Annotated in this window: 13 protein-coding genes and 3 pseudogenes; 8 read left to right on the plus strand and 8 right to left on the minus strand. The window is 67.8% G+C overall.

What is annotated here, in order from left to right:
* On the minus strand, positions 1 to 7,523 hold a 7,523-nt coding region (locus tag ACWC0C_RS44835), incomplete at its 3' end, for a ricin-type beta-trefoil lectin domain protein (protein ID WP_450870690.1).
* Between the two features lie 349 nt (positions 7,524 to 7,872).
* On the opposite strand from ACWC0C_RS44835, the gene ACWC0C_RS44840 reads away from it, so the two are divergent.
* The 4 genes from ACWC0C_RS44840 (at position 7,873) to ACWC0C_RS44855 (ending at position 13,920) form a co-directional block, all read left to right on the plus strand.
* The gene (locus ACWC0C_RS44840; protein WP_450870692.1) at positions 7,873 to 12,216 is read left to right on the plus strand and encodes a LamG-like jellyroll fold domain-containing protein; all 4,344 of its coding nucleotides are present in this window, start codon (positions 7,873 to 7,875) and stop codon (positions 12,214 to 12,216) included.
* Between the two features lie 615 nt (positions 12,217 to 12,831).
* Positions 12,832 to 13,125: a hypothetical protein gene (locus ACWC0C_RS44845; RefSeq protein WP_450870694.1), complete on the plus strand. Its 294-nt coding sequence runs from the start codon at positions 12,832 to 12,834 to the stop codon at positions 13,123 to 13,125.
* A 164-nt stretch (positions 13,126 to 13,289) separates the two neighbouring features.
* Positions 13,290 to 13,421: a hypothetical protein gene (locus tag ACWC0C_RS44850; protein ID WP_450870696.1), complete on the plus strand. Its 132-nt coding sequence runs from the start codon at positions 13,290 to 13,292 to the stop codon at positions 13,419 to 13,421.
* Between the two features lie 256 nt (positions 13,422 to 13,677).
* Positions 13,678 to 13,920 (plus strand): DUF3761 domain-containing protein, encoded by a 243-nt coding sequence (locus ACWC0C_RS44855; RefSeq protein ID WP_450870698.1) that lies wholly within the window; start codon positions 13,678 to 13,680, stop codon positions 13,918 to 13,920.
* A gap of 746 nt (positions 13,921 to 14,666) precedes the next feature.
* On the opposite strand, the gene ACWC0C_RS44860 is transcribed toward ACWC0C_RS44855, so the two are convergent.
* Positions 14,667 to 15,347 carry a GmrSD restriction endonuclease domain-containing protein gene (locus ACWC0C_RS44860; protein WP_450870718.1) on the minus strand — a complete coding sequence of 227 codons (681 nt, stop codon included), beginning with the start codon at positions 15,345 to 15,347 and terminating at the stop codon, positions 14,667 to 14,669.
* Between the two features lie 220 nt (positions 15,348 to 15,567).
* Here ACWC0C_RS44860 and ACWC0C_RS44865 point away from each other — a divergent pair, with 220 nt between their 5' ends.
* A complete protein-coding gene (locus tag ACWC0C_RS44865; protein ID WP_450870700.1) occupies positions 15,568 to 15,858 on the plus strand; it encodes a hypothetical protein in 291 nt (96 codons plus the stop codon).
* A gap of 155 nt (positions 15,859 to 16,013) precedes the next feature.
* Here ACWC0C_RS44865 and ACWC0C_RS44870 read toward each other — a convergent pair whose 3' ends face one another.
* Positions 16,014 to 16,217, minus strand: a complete 204-nt coding sequence (locus ACWC0C_RS44870) for a hypothetical protein (RefSeq protein ID WP_450870701.1) — start codon at positions 16,215 to 16,217, stop codon at positions 16,014 to 16,016.
* A 149-nt stretch (positions 16,218 to 16,366) separates the two neighbouring features.
* On the opposite strand from ACWC0C_RS44870, the pseudogene ACWC0C_RS44875 reads away from it, so the two are divergent.
* Positions 16,367 to 16,463, plus strand: a pseudogene (locus ACWC0C_RS44875).
* Positions 16,464 to 16,526: 63 nt separating this feature from the next.
* Here ACWC0C_RS44875 and ACWC0C_RS44880 read toward each other — a convergent pair.
* Positions 16,527 to 17,159 (minus strand): HNH endonuclease family protein, encoded by a 633-nt coding sequence (locus ACWC0C_RS44880; protein WP_450870703.1) that lies wholly within the window; start codon positions 17,157 to 17,159, stop codon positions 16,527 to 16,529.
* A gap of 229 nt (positions 17,160 to 17,388) precedes the next feature.
* Between ACWC0C_RS44880 and ACWC0C_RS44885 the strand changes: the two genes are divergently transcribed.
* Together ACWC0C_RS44885 and ACWC0C_RS44890 are read left to right on the plus strand one after the other, a co-directional pair.
* A complete protein-coding gene (locus ACWC0C_RS44885) occupies positions 17,389 to 17,583 on the plus strand; it encodes a hypothetical protein (RefSeq protein ID WP_450870704.1) in 195 nt (64 codons plus the stop codon).
* Positions 17,584 to 17,747: 164 nt separating this feature from the next.
* A complete protein-coding gene (locus ACWC0C_RS44890) occupies positions 17,748 to 18,017 on the plus strand; it encodes a DUF3761 domain-containing protein (RefSeq protein WP_450870706.1) in 270 nt (89 codons plus the stop codon).
* 110 nt (positions 18,018 to 18,127) lie between these two features.
* On the opposite strand, the gene ACWC0C_RS44895 is transcribed toward ACWC0C_RS44890, so the two are convergent.
* From ACWC0C_RS44895 to ACWC0C_RS44910, 4 genes and pseudogenes are all read right to left on the minus strand, one after another.
* Entirely contained in the window at positions 18,128 to 18,538 is a 411-nt protein-coding gene (locus ACWC0C_RS44895; RefSeq protein WP_450870707.1) for a DUF6417 family protein, read from the minus strand.
* A 508-nt stretch (positions 18,539 to 19,046) separates the two neighbouring features.
* Positions 19,047 to 19,864 (minus strand): annotated as a pseudogene (locus ACWC0C_RS44900) (IS5 family transposase).
* Between the two features lie 64 nt (positions 19,865 to 19,928).
* A pseudogene (locus ACWC0C_RS44905) lies at positions 19,929 to 20,417 on the minus strand (GmrSD restriction endonuclease domain-containing protein); the annotation flags it as partial.
* Between the two features lie 428 nt (positions 20,418 to 20,845).
* Positions 20,846 to 21,031, minus strand: coding sequence for a hypothetical protein (locus ACWC0C_RS44910; RefSeq protein WP_450870709.1), 186 nt, complete (start codon positions 21,029 to 21,031; stop codon positions 20,846 to 20,848).
* Between the last annotated feature and the right edge of the window lie 20 nt (positions 21,032 to 21,051).

The raw sequence follows: 21,051 nt of genomic DNA on the forward strand, positions 1-21,051 counted from the left end.
CCCTCGGTGTAAACATGGACAGTCGTCCCAGGGTTATCGATTGCAGACCTCACATAGCCTATCCAGCTATCTTTGTACTTCGGGTCCATGTAGTGCGTGAACCCTTTGGAGTCGGCCCATTTGTCGGCGTTGGCGGTTCTGGTGCCAAGAGCCACATCAGTCGGGCAATTGATGTTATGGACGAGGACCGGCGTGGCCCCGGCCATCACATAGTACGTATGCAGTTGCCTGACGGTGAGGTTCCAGCGGTTTGCCGCGCCGGGGGTGGCGTGGGTGGCCGTGACGGAGACGTGGCCGTTGCCCGCGGTGTTGAGGGTGTCGCCGTGGTGGAGTTTGCCGGCGGGGACCCAGCTATGGATGGTGTCGTCCCAGAAGGGGTGGTTGGCGGTGGTGTGTAGGGTCGCGGTGTGGCCGTCCTTGGTGCGGATCGTGACGTCGAGGAGGTCGTGATCGTGGTTGATCCACACGTGCTGGATGGTCCGGGGGCCTCGGTGTTTGCCGGTTGTCGGGTCGCCGGCCTCCACCTTGTCGCCGGGTTTGACCGCAGCGATGGCCTTGGTCTTGCCGTGCGCCAGCAATACGCGGGTCGACGGGCTAAAGCTGCAGCCGCGTTCACCGTTACCGGAGGCCCCGGCGTCAGGTTCGCTAGGCTTTGCGGCGGTTGCTGTGGCCTCTTCGGTGGTTTCGCTGACGACGTTCTTGACTTCGGCCGCTGCCGCGAGGGCGTCTTGTGCGTCACGGGCGTCGGCCAGGGCCGCGGCTGCCGCTTCGGGGGCATCTTCGCCACCGCTGGCTGCCACCTCCAAGAGGACGGTCGTGGCTTTGCCAGCCTTGTAAGCGTCCGTGTTGGTGTGCGCCTTCAGGATGTGCGCCACCGGGCTGCGCGGCTCGACGGCCCGCGGCGGCCCCGCAATGCCCGGAGTCATACCATTTGCTACATCGTGCCCGGCGTTCATCATCGCCCAGCCGGGTGACATTTGCTCAATTTGGTGGACGACTTCATCGAGCGCACCGGCCAGGAAGTCGCGCATGGTTCCCGACGTCGGCGGCCCGTACGTGCCCATCTGCTGGGCCTCGGCGATATCGCACCCGAACTTCGAGGAGATGTTGCAGGCGGAGCCGCTGGACGGTGCCGCTGTGGTGCCTCCGCTGGAGGTTGTGGTTCCGCCGTTTCCTCCCCCGCTGGTGGTTGGGGAGTAGTCCGTACCGCCGGATGAGCCGTGTGTGGGGCAGGGGATGTCCTCCGGGCCGTCGCCGCAGGCCAGGCGCAGGCCGGTGGGGTCGCTGCCGGTGCTGGGGTCGTCGCCAGCGTAGGAGTAGCCGCTCATCTGGTTCGGGTCGCCGGCCTCCATCAGGGGGTCGGCGGTCAGGAAGCGGCCTTGGACGGGGTCGTAGTTGCGGGCGCCGAGCAGGTCGAGGCCTGTGGTGGGATCGGCGGGTTTGCCGAGGTAGCCGTGGTTGTCGGCCCAGGTGGCCGGCTGGGGGCCGCGGGGATTGCCGTAGGGGTCGAAGTAGCGGCGGGTGACCGCCAGGTTCGAGGCGGCGAGGTCTTCCGTGGCCGTGCCCTGGGCGTTGGAGACCTCGTAGGCCAGCGTGCCGTCGGAGGAGCGCACCTCGGTGATGCCATCCGGGCCGGGGTAGTAGCGCTGGCCCTTGACCGTTCCCGCGCCGGTGCTGAGGGTGAGCTGTTCGGCGCCGCCGAAGAGGTAGAGGATCTTGCTGGTCGGTGTGGTCTGCAGCAGCCGGCTGCCGCCGGCGTCGTAGAGGTAGCTGGTGGTCTGGTCCTTGCCGCCGGACGGCGTGGTCACCGAGGCCGTCCGGCCCTCGGCGTCATAGGCGAAGGACTGGGTGGCGCCGGGCAGGACGGCGCCCATGGTCGCGTTCGTCCAGCGCTGCGCCGACGTCCCGTTGCAGGTCCAGATCTGCAGCTGGGTGCCGTTGGTGGTCGAGGACGACGGATCGTCCAGGCACTTGCCAGACGCGGTGTTGACCAGGGAGCCGTTCGCGCCGGCCTTCCACTGCTGACCGGCGCTGCCGTTGCAGGTGTACAGGTCGGTCTTGGTGCCGTTGGTCGTACCGCCACCTGATGCGTCGAGGCACTTGCCCAGCACGCGCACTGTGCCGTCGGTGCCGATCGTCCACTGCTCGGCGCCGGAGCCGTTGCAGGTCCACAGGTCGATCTTGTTGCCGTCGGTGGTGGCGGAGGAGGAGTCGTCGACGCACAGTTTCGTGCCCGAGCGGGTCAGGCCGGAGACGAGCGGGCCCGTCATGGTGACCATTCGGCCGGTGGTGCCGCCGGCTCCGTTGTAGGCCGGGGTCATCGTGGCTGTGCCGCCCGGTCCGGTGGTGGTGATCTTGGTGGCGGCGTTGGCGAGGGTGGCGGGGGAGGTTCCGCTGCCGGGGTAGGTCGCCGTCTGGGTGACGTCGTTGGCGGTGGTGCCGGAGGGGTCGTGCTGCACCTGCTGGGTTCGGTCACCCAGGGCGTTGTAGGTGTACGACTGCCAGTACGGGGCCGGGCCGCCGACGGTGGGAGCCGAGGGGGTGCTGGTCGTGCATCCGCCGGTGCTGCCGGCCCCGGCGGTGGTGAGGCCTGCGGTGTCGGTCCAGGCTGTCGTCAGTCGGTTCAGGTGGTCGTAGGTGTAGCACTGGGTGTCCGTGGTGCCGCCGGACTGGGCGTCGGAGACGGCGGTGACGTCGCCTGCCTGGCTGTAGCGGTAGCTGGTGACGTCGAGTGCGGAGGTGGCACTGGTCTGCAGCTGCACGCTGGACTGGGTGACGCGGCCGGTGGCGGCGTCGTAGGAGAAGGTCGGCTCGACCTGTTCTCCGTACAGGCCCCACCGGGTGTCGGTCACCTGGCCGAGCGGGGTGTAGTCGGTGGTGTCGAGGTAGGTGCCGTTGCCGCCGAATCCGTCGAGCAGGCCCTGCAGGTCGTAGCCGTAGCCGACGGTCTCGGAGGGGAGGCCGCCGTCCGCGCCGTAGTCGGCCTCGGAGAGCAGCCCCATGACGGGGGTGTAGCTGTACTTGACGGTGTAGGTGTTGGAGTTGCTGCCGGTGCCGTTGCTGGGGAAGCCGGTCGATGTCGGGATGGTGGTGGAGGCGCCGGTGGGCTGGTAGTCGGTGGTGTAGCCGGTGACGGCCTGGGTGTAGTCGTCTCCGCCGGTGCCGCCCACGTAGCGGGTGGAGGAGGTGGGGTATCCCTTGGCCAGGGTGTCGTAGGTGAAGGAGGCGAGTTCCTTGGTCGGGTCCGGGGTCGCGGACCAGGCGCCCGAGTACTCGGCGGTCTTACGGTCCAGGACGTCGTAGGCGTAGGAGAGGATCTGGCCGCGCGCGTCGGTGGTCTGCAGCAGGTTGCCGAGATTGTCGTACTTGTCGAACGTGGTGGTGCCGGTGTCGGGGTCGGTCTGCTTGGTCTCCTGGCCCAGCAGGTCGTAGCTGTAGGTCCACTTGTTGCCCGCGTTGTCGCTCATCGTGGCGACCTGGCCGGCGGGCGTGTAGGTGTAGTTGGTGACGACCGCGTCGGATGCTTTGCCGGTCGGTGTGGCGGTGTCGTTGTACGCCCAGGTTGCGGTGGTCTGGCCGAGGGCGTTGGTGAAGGACGAGGTCGCTGTGCCACCGGCGGCGGGGGTGGTGTCGGTGCGGTCGACGCCCGGGTAGGCGGTGGTGGACTGCCACTGCTGCGTTCCCTTGGACCACAGCTGGGTGGCGGTGGTGCGTCCCTGCCCGTCGTGGACGGCTACCTGCTGGGAGGGCACCTGGTTGTCGTCGGCGACCCACATGGTGGTCGTCGGGGAGGTGCTGCTCTCGTAGTAGGTGCTGTTGGTTTTCCGCGCCCAGCCGTGGCTGTCGTAGAAGGTGTCGGAGATCAGCCGTCCGGCCTGGTTGTTGGCGGTGGTGGACTGCGTCTGGCGCAGCTGCAGCATGCCGTCGTAGATGTTGATGGCGGTGCTGTAGTTGCCGTCGTCGCGCAGGGTTTTGGTGGTGACGGTGTTGGGTGCCGTGCCGTTGACGGCGTAGGCGAAGGTTCGGCTGGCGCTTTGTGAGGTCGGGCGTCCCGGCAGCCACATCGCGGTGCGGCGTCCGAGGGCGTCGTAGTCGATGGTTGTGGTGCGGCCGTTGGGGTCGGTGCTGGTCATGGTCAGGCCGCGCAGCGGGTCTATGACGGAGGTGGTGGTCCAGTTGCGCGGGTTGGTGGTGACGAGCTGGGTCGGCAGCTGTCCGGTGGTGGGGGTGAAGGTGGTCTTGGTGGTGTTGCCAGCCGCGTCCTGGACCTGGACGGCGCGCCCGTAGGGGTCGTAGGCGATCGCCTGGGTCGTGCGGTAGGCGGGGGTTCCCCCGCTGTAGCCCGTGATGATCTGGGTGGCTGTCAGGTCGCCGGTGGTGCCCAGGTGGCCGAACGTGCCCGGGTTGGCGACGGTGCCGTCACCGTCGTAGAACATCCGCTTGTCGGAGATGGTGGTGCTGGTGCCCGGTGTGGTGCTGCAGGGGCCGGCGACGGCGAGGATCTCGTCCGGGTAGGAGCGCATCATCGGGTTGCCGCTGGGCGGGGTGGCGTAGGTGGTGGTGGCGCACTTCTCCTGGGAGGCCACGCTGACGTCGCCCTTGGCGTCGATGGTGGTGGGCAGGGCGTCACCGTTGTACGAGGTGTCGGTCTCGGCCTCGCGCCAGCTGCCGCTCGCGAGCAGCCCGTAGGTCCGCTGCTGGCTGGTCTTGATCATGCGGGCGACGACGGCGGGCAGCGAGGAGCCGCTGCTGTGGGTCGCCGTGGTGGTGAAGGACTGCGGGAGATCGATCTGTTTGGCGTCGATACTGCCGCCGGCAGCGGTGTAGGTGTCGGCTTCCAGCGGGGTCCCGCTCAGCCAGTCGCTGTCGGTGACGGTGTCGCCGACGCTGTCCGTCACGCTGACCGAGCGCTTGGACCCGTCCGCGCGGACATCACCGTCCATGCCCTGCAGGTACGTGGTGGTCTTCTGGGTGATCGGATCGGATCCTGCACCGGTGGTGACGGTGACGGTGCGGTAGCCGCGGAACTGGTCCCACGTGCGGTAGGTGTCGTCGGTCAGTTCGGAGTCGTCGCGATGCCAGGCGGCCCCGGAGTACGTGTAGTTAGAGACCTGTGTGGGTGAGCCCGTGCTGGTCAGGTCGGAGACGTCGACCGTCTTGACCCGGGTCTTGTTGAACCAGTCGGAGACAGGTGTGACCCCGCCGGGGACGGTCCAGTACACGTTGTAGCAGGACATGGTGTCGGCATCGGGCGAGGACGGCATCGTGTGGTTCAGCCGGGAGCAGTCCGGGTCGCTGTAGGTGACGGCGATGGACTCGCCGGTTTCCGTGGTGATGGAGGAGATCCTCGGGTGGAACAGCGCCGGTTCGTTGCCGCCGTCGACCCGGTTGTCGATCTCAGTGCCGAGGAAGCTGACCTTCGGCTGCGTGATCGCACTGCTGCTGCCGCCACCGGTGGTGTCGTTGCCGGTGTGCTGGATGGAGCTGAGCCACATCACGGACTGCAGCTCGCCTGCGTCGGCCGCGTCTTTGCCGGTCTGGCCGGTGACCGGGTCGACGGTGCCGCCGGCGTCGGAGTACGTCTGGGTCAGCTGATAGCTGTCGACATCTGTCAGGGTGCCGCCGACGTTGACCTGGGTGACGACCGAGTCCAGCCGATCGGTGGACCAGAAGGACGGGGCCGTGGTCAGGCAGACGTTCGAGCCGGTGCCGGATGTGGTGTCGGTCGATGCGCAGTTCAGGTCGTAGGGAACGTCCGGCCAGTTGGTGGCGGTCTTGTCGTTGAGGTTGGAGTACGAGCAGTCGGTGAAGGTCGACGAGGTCTGGCAGCGCTGGGCGGTGTTGAACAGCACGCGTGCGCCGGGCTTGCTTCCGGCGTTCTCGTCCGCCAGCTGGTAGCCGTAGTCGATCTCGGTCAGGTAGCCGCCGCGGACGTACTTGGTCAGCGTTCCGGAACCGCCGGTGGCGGCCACCTGGCCGCCGCCGCGGTCGTAGTAGTTGGTCTCGGTGGCGTAGGTGTAGCGCTGGACGTTGGCGTGCGGGTCGACGACGAAGTCGAGGTTGAACCGGTAGCCCATCGTGCACTGGGAGTCCTTGCCCTGACCGGAGTCGTAGCAGGGATCTGTCGACTTGGGGCTGTAGACCGGTTCGCCCCAGGCGCTGTTGGTGGCGGCGTCCGAGGTGGTTCCGGGGGCGTGGTTGCGCCCGAAGTAGTAGGCGGTGCCGTCGGTCGTGGTGACCTTGAAGTACTCGCCGTTCCACAGGCCGTTGTCGGCGCCGCCGAGTTCCTCGATCTTCGTTCCGTCGTCACCCTGCAGGTGCCAGGTCTGGTTCGCTGTCGGCGTGGCGGAGTTGCTGGAGTCGTCGCGGACCAGGGTGCCGGAGTGGCCGCCCAGGGAGAGGGTGGCGAGCCAGCCGCCCCAGCACAGGTCGGCGGAGTCGCTGATGCCGTCCTGCTTGCACGGCTTGTAGGAGCGCTCGATGTAGCCGGGCGAGTACGACCAGCCGTCACCGATCCACGACGACTGGGAGTTGCGGGCGGAGGTCTCGCCGTCTTCGGACTGGGAGTCGTAGGAGAAGGCGACGGAAGGAGCCGCCCCGCCGAGCGAGCGCGGTACGGAGATCGGGTAGGAGTAGGTGAACGCGCCCGTCCCGTTGGCGGTCCAGCTGCCCGAGGGGTTCAGGCTGGTGGCCGTGTAGTCGCCCTGCGAGCCGGACGTTCCGGAGATCGCCTCGACGGCCGTCATCGGCGCCATCGAGGCGGATCCGGCCGTGGCGTCGGCGTGGATGCCTGTGCCGGCCGTGCCAGACGTCGCGGCGCGGGGCAGGTCGAGGGTGGCCGTGAGTTTCTTGGCGACCGGGTTGTTGGTCGAGGCGAGCCGGGTGCGTACCCGGCAGGCGCGTTTCTGGGGGGTCGTCAGGATGCAGCCGGGGACGGTCACCAGGTGCAGGCGGGAAGCGAACCCACCGCCGTATGCCTTGTCGAGCGCGGAGTAGTCGAGGGTGATCGCCACCCGGCCCGATGACCGGGCGCCATCGCCGCGTGCGAAGCCGACCAGCATGCCGTCCACTCCAGCTGCCTGGGCCTGGGCATGACTCGCGAGCTGTACGCGCACCGAGCTCGGCGCGCTCGGAGCCGCACCGCGTTTCTTCGCCGCCTGCTTGGCCGGAGCGACCCACACCGGCAGGTTGCCGGCCCGCGCGGAAGAGGAAGCTGCAGGCTCACTGCCGCTCTTGCGCTTTGCGGCTGACGTGGTGACAGAGGACTGGTTCCTCCGTGTCAGCACGACCGTGCTGCTTCCGGCGCTCGGCCACGACGGGCGGGACGGCCGGTAGGTCGGCAACAGCTTGTTCGGCTTCAGGGATTTGACGGTGCGTCTGGTCAGGGGATGTCCGCCGACGCTGGGCGTCTTGTAGGTCGGCCCGGCGCTCCACAGCTTGCCGTCGTAGTGATACTCCGGCACCCCTTGGGCGACAGCCGCCGACACGACCAGCGTGGAAGCGGCGACGGTCGCTGTCGCCACCGTGAGCCCACGCCCCCATATCTGTCTGCGCACAGTCGCGAACCAGCGCACGCCAGAACCCACCTCGAAGCCCCCCTCTTACCGAGCGCCCCAAGGTGAAGAAACGGTAAGGAACCCGTAACGGCGCAGTGACGGTAGAAACGGAGGAACCTTATTGATCAGACATCAGTTCGGCAATACCCTGTGCCGGCGGTCCCGCCTGGAACTGCGGCCGCTCCTGTCACTCAACTCGCCCATCAGCGCCCGGCGACGACACACGGGGCACGTCCAGTCCGCCCGCGTACGCGTACGTCACTGATGGCTCGTCGGACCGGACACCAGTCCTGATCCACACCTCGAAGGGGTTCCCATGGGGGGAAGAACGCACCTGCACCGCAGACGGTGGCGCACCGCGCCGCACCACCTGGCCGTCATGGCGGTCCTGGGGGCGCTGACCTTCGGGGCAGCCCCGACCGCCACCGCGGACAGCAGCGACCCCACCGCCGGCAACCCCACGCAAAGCGCCCTTCTGCAGGCCCAGGCCACCGGTAAATCCGTCCCGGTCGACTCGCTGACCAGCGAGACGTCGACGACCACGGCCAATCCGGACGGATCGCTCACGACGACCGAGTACGTCCAGCCGGTGCGGGTGATGAAGAACGACACCTGGACACCAGTGGACGCATCGCTGGTGAAGAACTCGGACGGCTCGTTCAGCACGGCGGCGACACCCAACGGCGTCACCCTCTCAGGCGGCGGCAGCGGTCCGCTCGTCAGCCTCACCGACCCGGCCGGACACAGCCTCGCGCTCTCCGTGCCCTTCACCCTGCCGGCCCCGACGGTCAACGGGGACACCGCGCTGTACGCTTCGGTCCTGCCCGGCGTCGATCTGCAGGCCACCATCAGCGACCAAGGCGGCTTCAGCGACGTGCTGATCGTCCACGACGCCACGGCCGCCGCCAACCCCGATCTGCGCCGCCTCACCCTGGCAGCTGCCACCCAAGGACTCACCCTCGCCGGTACGGCTGACGGCGGGATGACCGCGAAGGCGGCCGACGGCACCACCGCCTACACCGCCAGCGCCCCCATGATGTGGGATTCACCTTCAACAACCGCAACGACCAGTGTTCATACCGCGTCCCTGCGCATGGACAACACCACGAGCACCACCTCGCCCACCGACGGGCCGGCGCCAGGAGCCGACGTCGCGCCGGTGACCATGACGACCACCAGCAGCGGCCTCACCCTCACCCCCGACTCGGCCATGCTCACCGACACCAGCACCACCTGGCCGGTGTACATCGACCCGGGCGTCGCACCGAGCGAGACGACCAACCACTACTTCGAGGCTCAGCGGGGCTGCGACTCCTCATCGGCGAGCTCTCACGAGTACGACTACCCGCAGCGCTTCGGCGAAGGAGTTGGCTACCAGCGCTACGCCTCGTCCAACGGGGACTGCATCGGCGCCGAGCGCGCGTTCTACGAGCTGGATACCAGCAATCTCAACAGCAGCATGCACATCATCTCGGCAGATCTGCATCTGACGGAGACCTACGCCGAGGCCTACGGCTGCACGCACACCGCACCCCTCACGCTCAAGTGGACCGGACGCATCTCCTCCGGCATGTACTGGGACACCCAGCCGAGCGTCGTCTCCACGATCGGCACCAAGAACCCGACCAGCGCCTACAACGGCGCCTACGTCAATCAGCCCACCAGTTGCGGCGACCAGAGCGTGAAGTTCACGGTGACCGGCCAGATCGCATCCGTCGCCGCACACAACGACGACACATGGACCGTGGGCCTGTACGGCGACGAGGACTCTTCCACCAGCGACATCGACTTCATGCGGTACTCCACCAACCCCTACATCCAAACCACCTACGACATCCCGCCCGACACTCCGACCGGCGAGGCCACCACACCCAACGCACAAAACCCCTCCGGCGCAAACTGCGGCAGCAGCACCCGCGGTTGGCTCGGTCAGACGGCGCTGGACGGCAACAACAGCGACATCACCCTCAACGCCAAACTGACCTCCAACGTCAGCGGCGAGAATGTCAAGGCCGACTACACCGTCTGGGACGACCAGACTGCCAACAGCAGCGGAAACGCGGCCACGGTCTCAACACCGAGCAGCGGCTACGTCGCCTCCGGCACGACGGTGCACATCAACATCGGCACCACCGTGCAGGACGGCCACCAGTACGGATGGCAGGTCCGCGCCTACGACGGAACCCTCTATTCCTCCTGGAACAGTCCGTGCGGCTTCAAGGTCGACCTGACCCCGCCGTCCCAGGCTGCCGTGACCACGCCTAGCACGGTTTTCCCGCCCTCCGGAAGCGGCCAGACACCCACCGGGTACGCCGGGCAGACCAGCAGCATCACCGTCACCAGCAGCGACCCCACCCCGACCGGATGCACCCGCGGCACCTGCTTGTCCAGCGACGTCTGGCGCTTTTGCTACGCGCTCGACGTCCAGCCGGCGGTCAACTGCCCCGACTACGTGACCGCGACGGCCAACTCCAATGGCACACCCAGCGCCTCGATCCCGCTCGACCCGACGACATGGGGCACCCACACCCTCTATGTCGAAGCCGAGGATCACGCCGGCAACACCCAGGCCCTGCCGGCCACATACACCTTCTATGCCCCCTGGAACCCGGCCACCAAGGTCACTGCGGGCGACCTCAGCGGGGACGGCGTCCCCGATCTGCTCGGCACCACCAAGAGCGGCGACCTCACGCTCCTGCCGGGCAACACCGACCCCGGCAACTCCCCCACCGTCGCCTCCACCACATCCCAGAGCCCCGACGGCAAGACCGGCTGGAACCAGTACCTGATCACCCACCGCGGCAGCATCAAACAGGACGGCCTGGACGACCTGTTCGCCTACAACAAAAACAGCCACAACCTGTACGTCTACAAAAACGACGGCGCCATCTCCTCGGGCACCGCCGGCCACTTCACCGACACCGCCGACGTCTACGGCCCGCTCGCCCGGCCCCAGTGCCTCCCCACGGCGGACAACACCCACAACTGCGACACGTACAACACGGCCGACTGGTCCTCGGTGGCCCAGATGATCGCTCCCGGCGACGTCTACGGAACCGGCTACCCCGACCTGATCACGATCGAGAACAAGCAACTCTGGCTGTACAAGGGCTCCGCCCAGGACAGCAGCTACCTCGGCCCGGCCACCGGCGGCACCACCAGCACCACACCCGTGCTGCTCGGCACCGGTGACTGGTCCCACTTCACCCTCATCGCCCCCGGAACCGTCAGCAGCACCCCCACCCTGTGGGCCCGGGACAACAACACCGGAACGCTCTACACCTTCCCCCTCACCGCCGACAGCAATGGCCTGCCCCCGTCGCTGACCGCACCCGTCTCATCCCCGCTGACCTCCGGGCTCACCGCCACCGACGGCTCCAGCCTGTGCGCGGACGACTCCCACTCCGCCACCCAGAACGGCAACAAGATCCAGATCTGGGGCTGCAACAACACCCTCGCCCAGTCCTGGACCCCCGCAGCGGACGGCTCGATCCGCGTGCTCGGCAAGTGCCTGGACGTCACCCACAGCGGCACCACAGACGGCACCCCGATCGACCTGTGGACCTGCAACGGCACCGGCGCGCAGCAGTGGACACCCGGCTCCAACCACTCGCTGGTCAACCCCGAATCGGGCAAGTGCCTGGACGACCCCAGCTCCTCCCTCACTCCCGGGACCCAGCTGCAGCTGCACACCTGCAACGGCACCAACGCCCAGAGCTGGACCTCCGGCACACCAAGCACCTGGTCCAGCAATGCCGCCACCGCTCTGCCCGTCACGCTCCCAGCCAGTGACTACCCGACCATCGCCTCGCCCGGAAACCTCAACGGAACCACCGCCGGCTACCCCGACCTCTACACGACCACACCGGCCGGTGAACTCATCGAATACCCCGGCGCCACCCCCGACACCAACCACGTGGCCACCTTCGGCTCGCCCGTGACGGTCGGCTACTACAACGCCGCGAGCGCCGCCTGGCCCCTGAACGACGCCACCGGCATCACCGCAACCGACTCCGTCGGCACCAACAACGCCACCCTCAACGGCGCCGCCACCTGGACCAACGACTCCAGCCGCGGAACCGTCCTCGGCCTGGACGGCACCACCGGCTACGCCGCAAGCACCTCCAGTGCCCTGCCCACCGGCACCCACACCGACCCCGCCGACGGCACCACCACCGACAACAACAGCTTCAGCGTCTCCGCCTGGGTCAAGCTCAACAGCCTGACCAACAACTCCACCTTTGTCTCCCAGTCCGACAGCGCCGGCAACGCCAACGCCTACCAGCTGTACTACTCCTCCGGCTCCCAGAAATGGGCCTTCAGCCGCCACAACGACGACACCACCAGCACCGACTTCACCGCCGTCTACGGCACCAAAGCCACCACCGGCACATGGACCCACCTCGTCGGCGTCTACGACGGACCGACCAACACCCTCAACCTCTACGTCAACGGAACCCTCACCGCGACCAAGACCTTCGCCGGCGCGCCCTGGCCCGCCACCGGCCCCGTCCAGATCGGCCGCCGCCTCTACCAGGGCACCTACGGCGAATACGCCAACGCCGACATCAGCAACGTCCAGCTCTACGGCACCGCACTCCCCCCATCCGAGATCAGCGCACTCGACTACGACCAGACCCCCTACACACAACTCAGCTAAACAACCACGCGGTGCGGGCCCCGGCTCTCCCAGAGCCGGGGCCCGCATGCCGACACCCGCTCGCCAGCCGGCAGCAGTACCACCAGCCCTGAGGCGAAACGATGCCCGCTACGGAGGTTCGAGCAAGTGTTCGTGATCTGCCCCTGCCAACTGACCCGGTGAAGTCATGATGCGTAGAAGAACCAAAGGGTTTCTCATCGGCGTGGCGTTGGTGCCGATTACGGTCGACGTGAGTGCGTGCTCATCCTCGTCGGCCCCCAAGACCATCGAGGCCCCCCCGGCGGGCTTCCGCCCAGTCCGCAGACCCAGACCACGACGTGTGGACCGGGGAAGACCTGTCAACCCTGCTGCTATCGGTCCGCGACCTACCCAAAGGCAAAAGATACAAGGTGCAGAAAGGGTACCCAGTCAACAGCGGTACACATTTCGGCGGTCCATTCACCAAGCCTGTCAAAGCACACTGCGAATGGCTCCTGAGCACTACGTGGTCTGAGGCCTCCAACGTCGGGGCCGCCTCCTACGCCAGCTCCTACTTCGCCAACGCCGCGCAAAACGAGTACATCGAGGATATCGACTCCTACCGCAGCACCGACGCCTGGACCGCCATGGACCGCCATGGACCGCCTCAAGAAGTACGCGCGAAGCTGCTCCACCTTCAAGGACACCGACGGAGCACCGATCACCGTCACAGCAACGACGAAAGCACTGCCAGGCGTGAGCGACGACAGCCTCGAAATCGACATGACCTCCAATGTCAACCCAATCGCGGGGACCACCGCAATCGTCTCCCGGATCGGGCACGACATCATTTTCTCCACCTCCACTGATACCCGCTCTCAAGCGAGACAGACGGCCGAGGAGAACGCACGCAAACTCACGACCGCCGTGAAGGCCAAAACCGGGAACTGACGGGCCAACCTCAGACTCCACGCGTGGACCTGATGCGACAACTCCCTCAGTCCGCCTTCACTCACCCCTCACGGGCCCACAGATGGGCTGGGGACACGCGCACGGGAAGGAAATACCTGTTCAGGCGAGCGTAACCGGCGCGACAGGCGTGCGTTGCGCCCTACATGGACGAACTTCTCGATCCCGCCTTCGATATGCCGGAGCTGTACGAGCCGCGCCTGCCACTGCTCACTCTCACCGAGGCGCACCAGCTGCTGGACGTCCTGCAGCACTTCGGCACGACCGATCACGACTGAGGCGCCCAGGCCCGCCACTTCGCCGCCGAACTCGCCGCTCGCGTCCCCTCACACGACGCCTGACGATCGGCCCGCCCTGCTCGCCGAGGAGGCGAGGCGCGACAGCTCCGGTCGGCGGCGGCACAGGCTCCGCAGCCCGCCTCCGCGTCCAGCAACCCAAAACGGCACGTAAGCGGGTGAAACCCGGATAGAGTCGCTCTGCACTTGCTCGTCTCCAAGGGGGGTTCCTTTGCGCGCTCGTCTTGCCGTCTCAGCGGTGGCTGTCGCCGTGGCCGGCGTCTTCTTCAGTGCACCGGCCGCGTGCGCGGCGACGCTGCCGTCGACCAACACCGCGCACCACTGCATCCCGCACACCACCGGCGTGTGCGGCTGGACACACCACCAAAAGCCCAGGGACAAGTACGAGACGGCCAAGTGCCAGGACGCCTCCCTGTCGTACTCGCGGCACTCGCAGGGCACCTGTTCCCACCATCACGGCGTCCGCTACTGGTTCAAGTAGCCCTCTCTCCCACACGCTGGCCGCCTCCTCCGCGCCCGGAGAAGGCGGCCAGCGCGCTGTCCAGGCGGGCTATGAGCCGGTGCACCCACCATCACCTCAGTAACGGGGTCCGCCGCGGTGGTCGCAGGCGCCGCCACGGTGGTCACCGCGGTGGTCGCCACAGCTCAGGAGACGGGCATCGGCGAACCGGACCCGGCAGTTCCCGGGAGCTCGGTCGAAAAGCAGTGGTTCCGCCTTCGCCCTCTGCGTCTTCTGCGGGCGCCGGAGCTGCGGACTGAGCATCAGCAGGTCCATGAACCGCTTCGGTGGTGGGGAGCCGCCATCTTCCGGGGCACCGTAGCGCGACCCGTCGCAGCTCAGCGTTATGAGGCGGGAGGAAGAAACCCAGAAGCACCATCCCGGCGTACGAGGCGAGCACGCTTCCCAGCGTTCCACTGATGACCGGCGAGTTGAGGATGCCGGTGACGGAGGCTCCCCAGGTAAGTAGTCGGCGTTCCGGGAATTCGCCGAACAGCCCCTTGTCTTGCTGGTCAAAGCCCTGCGTGAGATCGCGCCGGAGGGCGGTCCGCTGCGACCGGAGACGCGACCAGAGGTGTGACCGGAGCCGCGCCCAGACGCGCGACCGGAAGTGCGACCAGAGGCGCGACCCCGGTGGCGCATCCGCCCCATCTCCCGGGAGACGGGGCGGAAGGCGACAGGCCCTGCACCCTGACGCCGGCATGCAGGGCGGTAGCCGCCGCGAGGCGTTAGTCGCAGGTGTTGAGCATCTCGGTGAGCTTGGTCTTCTCAGGCGGCGTGATGCTCAGCCCGTACACGTACTTGATGTCGGTCCAGGCCCGCGAGTAGGTGCACCAGTAGTCCTTGTTCGGCGGCGCCCACTGGTCCGGGGACTGATCGCCCTTGGAGCGGTTGGAAGCGGCGGAGACGGCGATCAGCTGAGAGTGGTCGAGGTCGTTGGCGAACTTCTTGCGCTTGTCGGTGGTCCAGGTGTCGGCGCCAGAGCGCCAGGCGTTGGCGAGGGGGACCATGTGGTCGATGTCGACCTTGGAGGCGGCATCGAGGGTCTTGCCGTCGTAGGGGCTGTACCAGGTCCCCGTGATAGCCCGGCACATCGAGTCCTGAGTGACGCCTCGTCCGTCGCGGGAGAGGACGACTTCCCGGGTGTCGCATTCCCCGTACTGCTTGATCCAGTGGGGGAACTTCGCCCGCGAGTAGCCGGCCATCGAGTGCGGGGCGTCGATGGTGAGTTCGCCGAGTTCCTTCAGGGCGACGTCGGTGGCCGGCGGCTCGGGCAGGTCACGCCGCACGACCGTGGAGGCGGCCGTGGTTGTGGGGGGCGCAGCGGATGCGGGCGCGGGGGTTGCCGTGACGAGGAGGGACAGGCACGTCAGGGCCAGGGTGGCGGCGCGGCGCCGCACAGATGAGATGATCACGATGCATCAACTACCAGAGCACGCAGCCGTGTTGCTGCTTTGTCGCCCGGTCGCGGCATGGCGCTGCACAAAGTGGACACGGAGAACCGTTCCGCCAGCCTGGCCGCCTCCTGCTACCGGGTGACGCGGCGCGGATCAGCCCAGGCTGGTGAGTGCGAGCAGCTAGGCTCTGAATGCGGATGATCACTCAGCGCGAGGAAAGAGGCTGTGCCTCATGAACAAGGCTGGCGCCGAGACAACCCCTGAGTCACTCGTCGACACCGTGGAGGCCGGGCCCGGTGGCGCCATGACCGACGAGGTCGGAGTCATCACGGGCGAGCTGACCGTGGCCACGACGCGGCTCGCTGACGGAAGGGCCCAGATCGCGATCCAGTACGCGGGCGCCGAAGAGTGGTACACACTCACCGGCAGCCCCGCCCCCCTCCCCTCCGGCGGGTTGAACGCTCTCCATCAGGATGTGCTCGAGCGTGTCCGTCACGGCGGTGGCGCCAAAGCCCCGAACTAACAGCGGGCAGATGCATGCGCGGCATCGCCACCGACGATGCCGCCCACTCCCCCACGATGCCATGTACTCCCCGACGGTGGAGTCCACTCCATGCCGAGTGGGGCGGTGCATCGTCGGTGCGCACCGCAGCATCGGGTGCCCGGCATCGGGTGCGCTCAGTGGCCGGCCTCCCGGCCGCGGTGCGATCCGGGCTCCTGCAGGCGGTGCGCCTGCTGGTCGTCCTCGCGCCCCGGGCGCGGTCCGTCGGTATCGTCCCGGTCGACGTAGCGGTCCGCGCGGGCGCGGGAGTCGTTGGCCGCCTGGGTGCACACGTCCTGGAGGTGGCGCAACCGATCGGCCGTGAGATCGAGGGCTTCCACGTCCGTGCGCGGTGTGGCTGTACGGACGGCCTGATCAGCTCGTCGTAACCGTCCGGCCCAGATCAGGGAGACATCAGTCCCCTGTCAGGGACCCGTGTCACTCTCTTTCACGTGAACGGCCCAGGCGACGCCACCGGGGCCGGGTACAAGGAGAGGTGCCCGGAGTGGTTGATCGGTGACCAGCGAGCACGCCTCAAGGTCGGACCCCCACGGGGGTCCACGCAGGTTCGAATCCTGCCCTCTCCGCCCCATACAGCCCGCGGTCACCGACGAACTGCCCGGTGAGCGCGGGCTGATGTCGAGGGTCGGTCAGTTGGTGCAGGTGTCGAGCATCGAGGACAGCGCTGCCTTCTCCTTGTCGGTGGTGGTCAGCTTCCAGATGGACTTGATGTGGGTGTAGTCCTCGGCGTACGTGCACCAGAAGGCGTGGTTGGTGGGCTTCCAGTCGGCCGGCCCGCTGTCCGACTTCGAGCTGTTCGCGGACTCCGACGCTATCAGCAGCTGGGGGTCTTTGAGGTCGTTGCCGAAGGCCTTGCGCTGATCCGGACTCCAGGTGTCGGCGCCGGAGCGCCAGGCTTCGGCGAGGGGGACCATGTGGTCGATGGTGGCCTTGGCGACGTCGGTGACGGTGGTGTCGTCGTAAGCCGAGTACCAGGTGCCGGAAGCCGGCTGGCAGTGGTCGGGTTTGTCCTGGACGTTCTTGCCGTCGCGGGCCAGGACGTCCTGGCGGGTAGTACAGCCGTCGGGCTGGGTGGACCAGATGTCGAACTTGTCGCGGGCGTAGCCGTTCATCGAATGCGGTGGGGCGACAGTGAGCGCGGCCAGCTCCGCGCGGGCCGTCTGCAACGGCGGCGGCGCGGGCGGATCGGCGAGGGCCGGGGCTGCACTGACACCGACCAGAAGCAGACCGGTTGCGGACAGGCCGACAAGGGCGTGGCGCATGAACTCTCCAAGGGTTGTGGGGGGTTGGAGATGCACATACGAGATAACCGCAGCCGTCGCACAGTGCGCTACGCGCGTGGACTGGATGCGACAACTCCCCCACGCCGCCTTCACCCACACCTCACGGCTCCAAGACGGGCAGGGAGCGCAGCGCGCCCGCCGTGAAGGGAGTAAACCCCTGGTCAGGGGCTGGCCGTAACCAGGACGACCAATATGCGTTGCGCCCTACATGGACGAACTTCTCGATCCCGCATTCGGCATGCCGGAGCTGCATGAGCCGCGCCTGCCGCTGCTCACGCTCACCGAGGCGCACCAGCTGCTGGATGTCCTGCAGCACTTCGGCACGATGGATCACGACTGGGGCGCCCAGGCCCGCCACTTCGCCGCCGAACTCGCAGCCCGCGTCCCCTCACGCGACGCCTGACGATCGGCTCCCTGCTCCCCGAGGAGACACCTCGCGACAGCTCCGGTCGGCACCGCACGGGCTCTGCAGCCGGCCGCCGTGTCCGGCAATCCAAAACGGCACGTAAGCGGTTGAAAACCGGATAGGGTCCCCCTGCACTTGCTCAACTCCAAAGGGGGGTTCCTTTGCGCGCTCGTCTTGCCGTCTCGGTGGTGGCTGTCGCCCTGGCCGGTGTCTTCTTCAGCGCACCCGCGGCGTCCGCCGCGACACTGCCGTCGACCAACACCGCCCACCACTGCATCTCCCACACCACTGGCGTGTGCGGCTGGACGCACCATCAAAAGCCCAAGGACAAGTACGAGACCGCGAAGTGCGTGGATGCCTCGCTGTCGTACTCGCGGCACTCGCAGGGCACCTGCTCCCACCACCACGGTGTCCGCTACTGGTTCAAGTAGACGGCCACGCACCGCAGGTCGCCTCCTCCGCACCCGGAGAAGGCGACCTGCGCGCTGTGGGACCGGCCCGTAAACCAGCCGGCCAGCTACCGTCGCGGGAGTACGGCCGGCTATCTGCCTGTCGGGCGGAAGGTGATGCCGTACTCGCGGCCGAACCGGTTGGCCTCAGCGCCAAAGCCGCCCACCGAGCGCAGGTAGAAGGCGTAGGCCACCGACTCGATCTGCTCCTCGTTCAGGTACAGCACCCACCGGCTGCCGAGCTGGCACGCGGTGCGCACCTTCTCCTCCAGGCCCTCGGCCCGCGTCACCCGCAGCCGGGCACCGAGGTGCACGTACAGGCGCAGCGCGTCCATCTCCGAGCGGCGCAGCTCCACCAGCTGCTCACCGCCAGCTGGCCCGACGGGCCGGCGGTCGGGGGCGCGGCCGGCCTCGGTGTAGACCAGCGCATCCCGGCCGTGCCCCGTCAGCCGGGCCGCCCACACAACGGGCCCGCCCTCACACACGGACAGCTCCGCGCGCATCTCCCGGCCGGGTCAGCTCGACCCGGCCCTGCCCCGCGGCACTCTCCACCGCCTTGTGATGGTCGGGGCACAGCATGCCCTGCAGCACCCAGCCGTGCTGAGCCACCTCCTCATGGCCGCGCAGAGCCCGCAGCGCCCGCCTCGAGGAAGGTCTTCCTGCTGTGCATACCGCTCTCCCCCACTCTCCCTGCTGAACGCTAACGAGCCGACAGCAGAAGCCCGTCCGCCAGGTTCGGGGCCGAACCCGGGAAAGATCGCCGGCGATGACGAGCCGGCGCCCGGCGCGGGCGCAGAGGCCGGGGTGCGGGCCTAAGGTCAGCGGGCCCGGATCACGGTGACGGGAACATCCGGGCAGCTGCTGAGGACTTCAGCGAGCGCGGCCTGTTCGCCGGCATCGACGCTCAAGCCCCAGCGGGTCTTGTCCGCCACCCATTCGGTGACATAGGTGCAGCGGTAGCCGGCGGCCGGCGGCAGCCACGTGGACGGGTCCTGGTCCGCCTTACTGGCCCTAACAAAGCCTCTGGACGTGCCGGTGGGTGATCAAGCAGACAGCGAGTCCGAGGAAGGCTTCGTGGATGTCGTCGCGTCGCTCCCATCGGATGCGCAGGCGGCGGAAACCGTGCAGCCAGGAGATCGTCCGCTCGACGACCCAGCGGAAGGTGCCCAGGCCGGTGCCGTGCGGTTGTCCCCGCTCGGCGATCGCGGGGCGGATCCCGCGCTGCCGTAGGAGCCGGCGGTACTTGTCGTGGTCGTAGCCGCGGTCCGCGAAGAGCATGTCGGGCCGCCTGCGTGGCCGTCCGACGACTCCGGCAACTGCCGGGATCTTGTCCAACAGTGGCAGCAGTTGGGTGACGTCGTTGCGGTTTCCGCCGGTCAGCGACACCGCGAGCGGGATGCCTTGGCCGTCGGTGATGATGTGGTGTTTGCTGCCCGGGCGTGCGCGGTCGACCGGGCTGGGTCCGCTTTTGGGCCCCTGCGGGCGGCCCGGACGTGGGAGGAGTCGATCACCGCCCGCGACCAGTCCAGCTGGTTCTTCGACCGGAGCTTGTTCAGCAGCAGCTGGTGCAGCTGGTCCCAGACGCCGGCTTCGTTCCAGGCCGCGAGGCGCCGCCAGCAGGTCATGCCCGAGCCAAAGCCGAGCTCCTGGGGCAGGTACTCCCACTGGATGCCGGTGTGCAGGACGAACAGGATGCCGCACAAGGCCTGACGGTCGGGCACTCGCGGCCGCCCTTCCACCAGCTTCGGCGCCGGCTCGGGCAGCAACGGCTCGATGAGCGACCACAGTTCGTCCGACACGATCCACGGCCGCGACTGACGCTTCCCCATGCTCGCATCAACGAGCGACCAAGCCGACAGTCACATGATCAAACCGCTTTTGTTAGAGCCAGTTAGACCGGTTGGAGGCGGCCGACACCGCGATCAGCGCCCGGTCGTCGCCCAGATCGTTGGCGTAAGCCTCCCGCTCCTTCGCCGTCCAGGCGTAGGCGCCGGAGTCCCAGGCCTCGGCCAGCGGGACCAGGTGGTCGATGTCCAGACCCTTCGGGCCGTCGATGTAGCGGTCATCGTAGGGCGAGTACCACTCGCCCCCGCTCAGCGCGCACTTCGGCCCCTGCACCGGAGCCACGACCGCTTCGGCTTTCAGCACCTCCGCACGCGTGTTGCAGCCGTCCTTGTCCGCGTCGATCCAATGCTTGAACTTCGAACGCTCATAACCGGAACGGTCCTCGGCGCGCACCGGGAGCTGAGCCAGGAGATCGCGCACGGGGGCGATGACGGTTTCACCGGGTGCGGCGGCAGCCGGGGCGGCGTGCGCGGTCGTCGGGATGAAAAGCGCGGTGAAAGCAGCGACAGCGGCGGCAGCGGTACGGGCGAGACGCACGAGACAGGAGTCCTCTCGAACATCACGGGCAGTTCGTGATCTTCGTACCGGCTCCCGCCCGCGACCCGCCCGGCAGCCAGGGACGGCTCTACCCGATCGGGTGGTAAGTACGATCCCCGGCCCGCCGCACCCGCCACTTAGGATCCATGCCCGTGGCAGAAGTACCCGATGAGCTGATCAAGCTGGAAAGATCCGCCGAGGAGGAACGCGCAAAGCTCGCAGGTCTAGCCGGTGACGAGTACGACGCCCAGTGACGCCGGTGGCGCGAGGCATCCCAGGCTGTACAGGCGGCCATCACCGCGCACGCCGAAGCCACCGAGGCCAGCCGCTATGAGGTGGAGCAGACCGTGAAGCGCGCGGTCCGGCACGCTGAGGAAGGCCCGGCCGAGTAGGTCAGCGAGTCGACAGGCGTTCGTGTGCGCGCCGCACTACATGCCGGTAGTGAAGTTCATGGGGACCGGCGGCGGTGTCGGGATGTAGTGGTGAGCGAGGTTGGCGTCGCGGTTGTGGGGCCCGCGGCGATGGGCCTCCGGGTCGCCGTACTCCTTGACATCCTGGCGCCCGGATACGACGTCCCGAACACGCATCACGACGCGGCCGAGCAAGGTCTTCATCGGTTCCCCCTGGTGTACGT

It is taken from the genome of Streptomyces sp. NPDC001709, assembly GCF_053596375.1.

Coding starts and splice junctions, on each gene's coding strand:
- ACWC0C_RS44840 (WP_450870692.1), top strand. CDS start 7,873: ATGGGGGGAAGAACGCACCTGCACCGCAGACGGTGGCGCACCGCGCCG.
- ACWC0C_RS44845 (WP_450870694.1), top strand. CDS start 12,832: ATGGACCGCCTCAAGAAGTACGCGCGAAGCTGCTCCACCTTCAAGGAC.
- ACWC0C_RS44850 (WP_450870696.1), top strand. CDS start 13,290: ATGGACGAACTTCTCGATCCCGCCTTCGATATGCCGGAGCTGTACGAG.
- ACWC0C_RS44865 (WP_450870700.1), top strand. CDS start 15,568: ATGAACAAGGCTGGCGCCGAGACAACCCCTGAGTCACTCGTCGACACC.
- ACWC0C_RS44880 (WP_450870703.1), bottom strand. CDS start 17,159: ATGCGCCACGCCCTTGTCGGCCTGTCCGCAACCGGTCTGCTTCTGGTC.
- ACWC0C_RS44885 (WP_450870704.1), top strand. CDS start 17,389: ATGGACGAACTTCTCGATCCCGCATTCGGCATGCCGGAGCTGCATGAG.
- ACWC0C_RS44895 (WP_450870707.1), bottom strand. CDS start 18,538: ATGCGCGCGGAGCTGTCCGTGTGTGAGGGCGGGCCCGTTGTGTGGGCG.
- ACWC0C_RS44910 (WP_450870709.1), bottom strand. CDS start 21,031: ATGAAGACCTTGCTCGGCCGCGTCGTGATGCGTGTTCGGGACGTCGTA.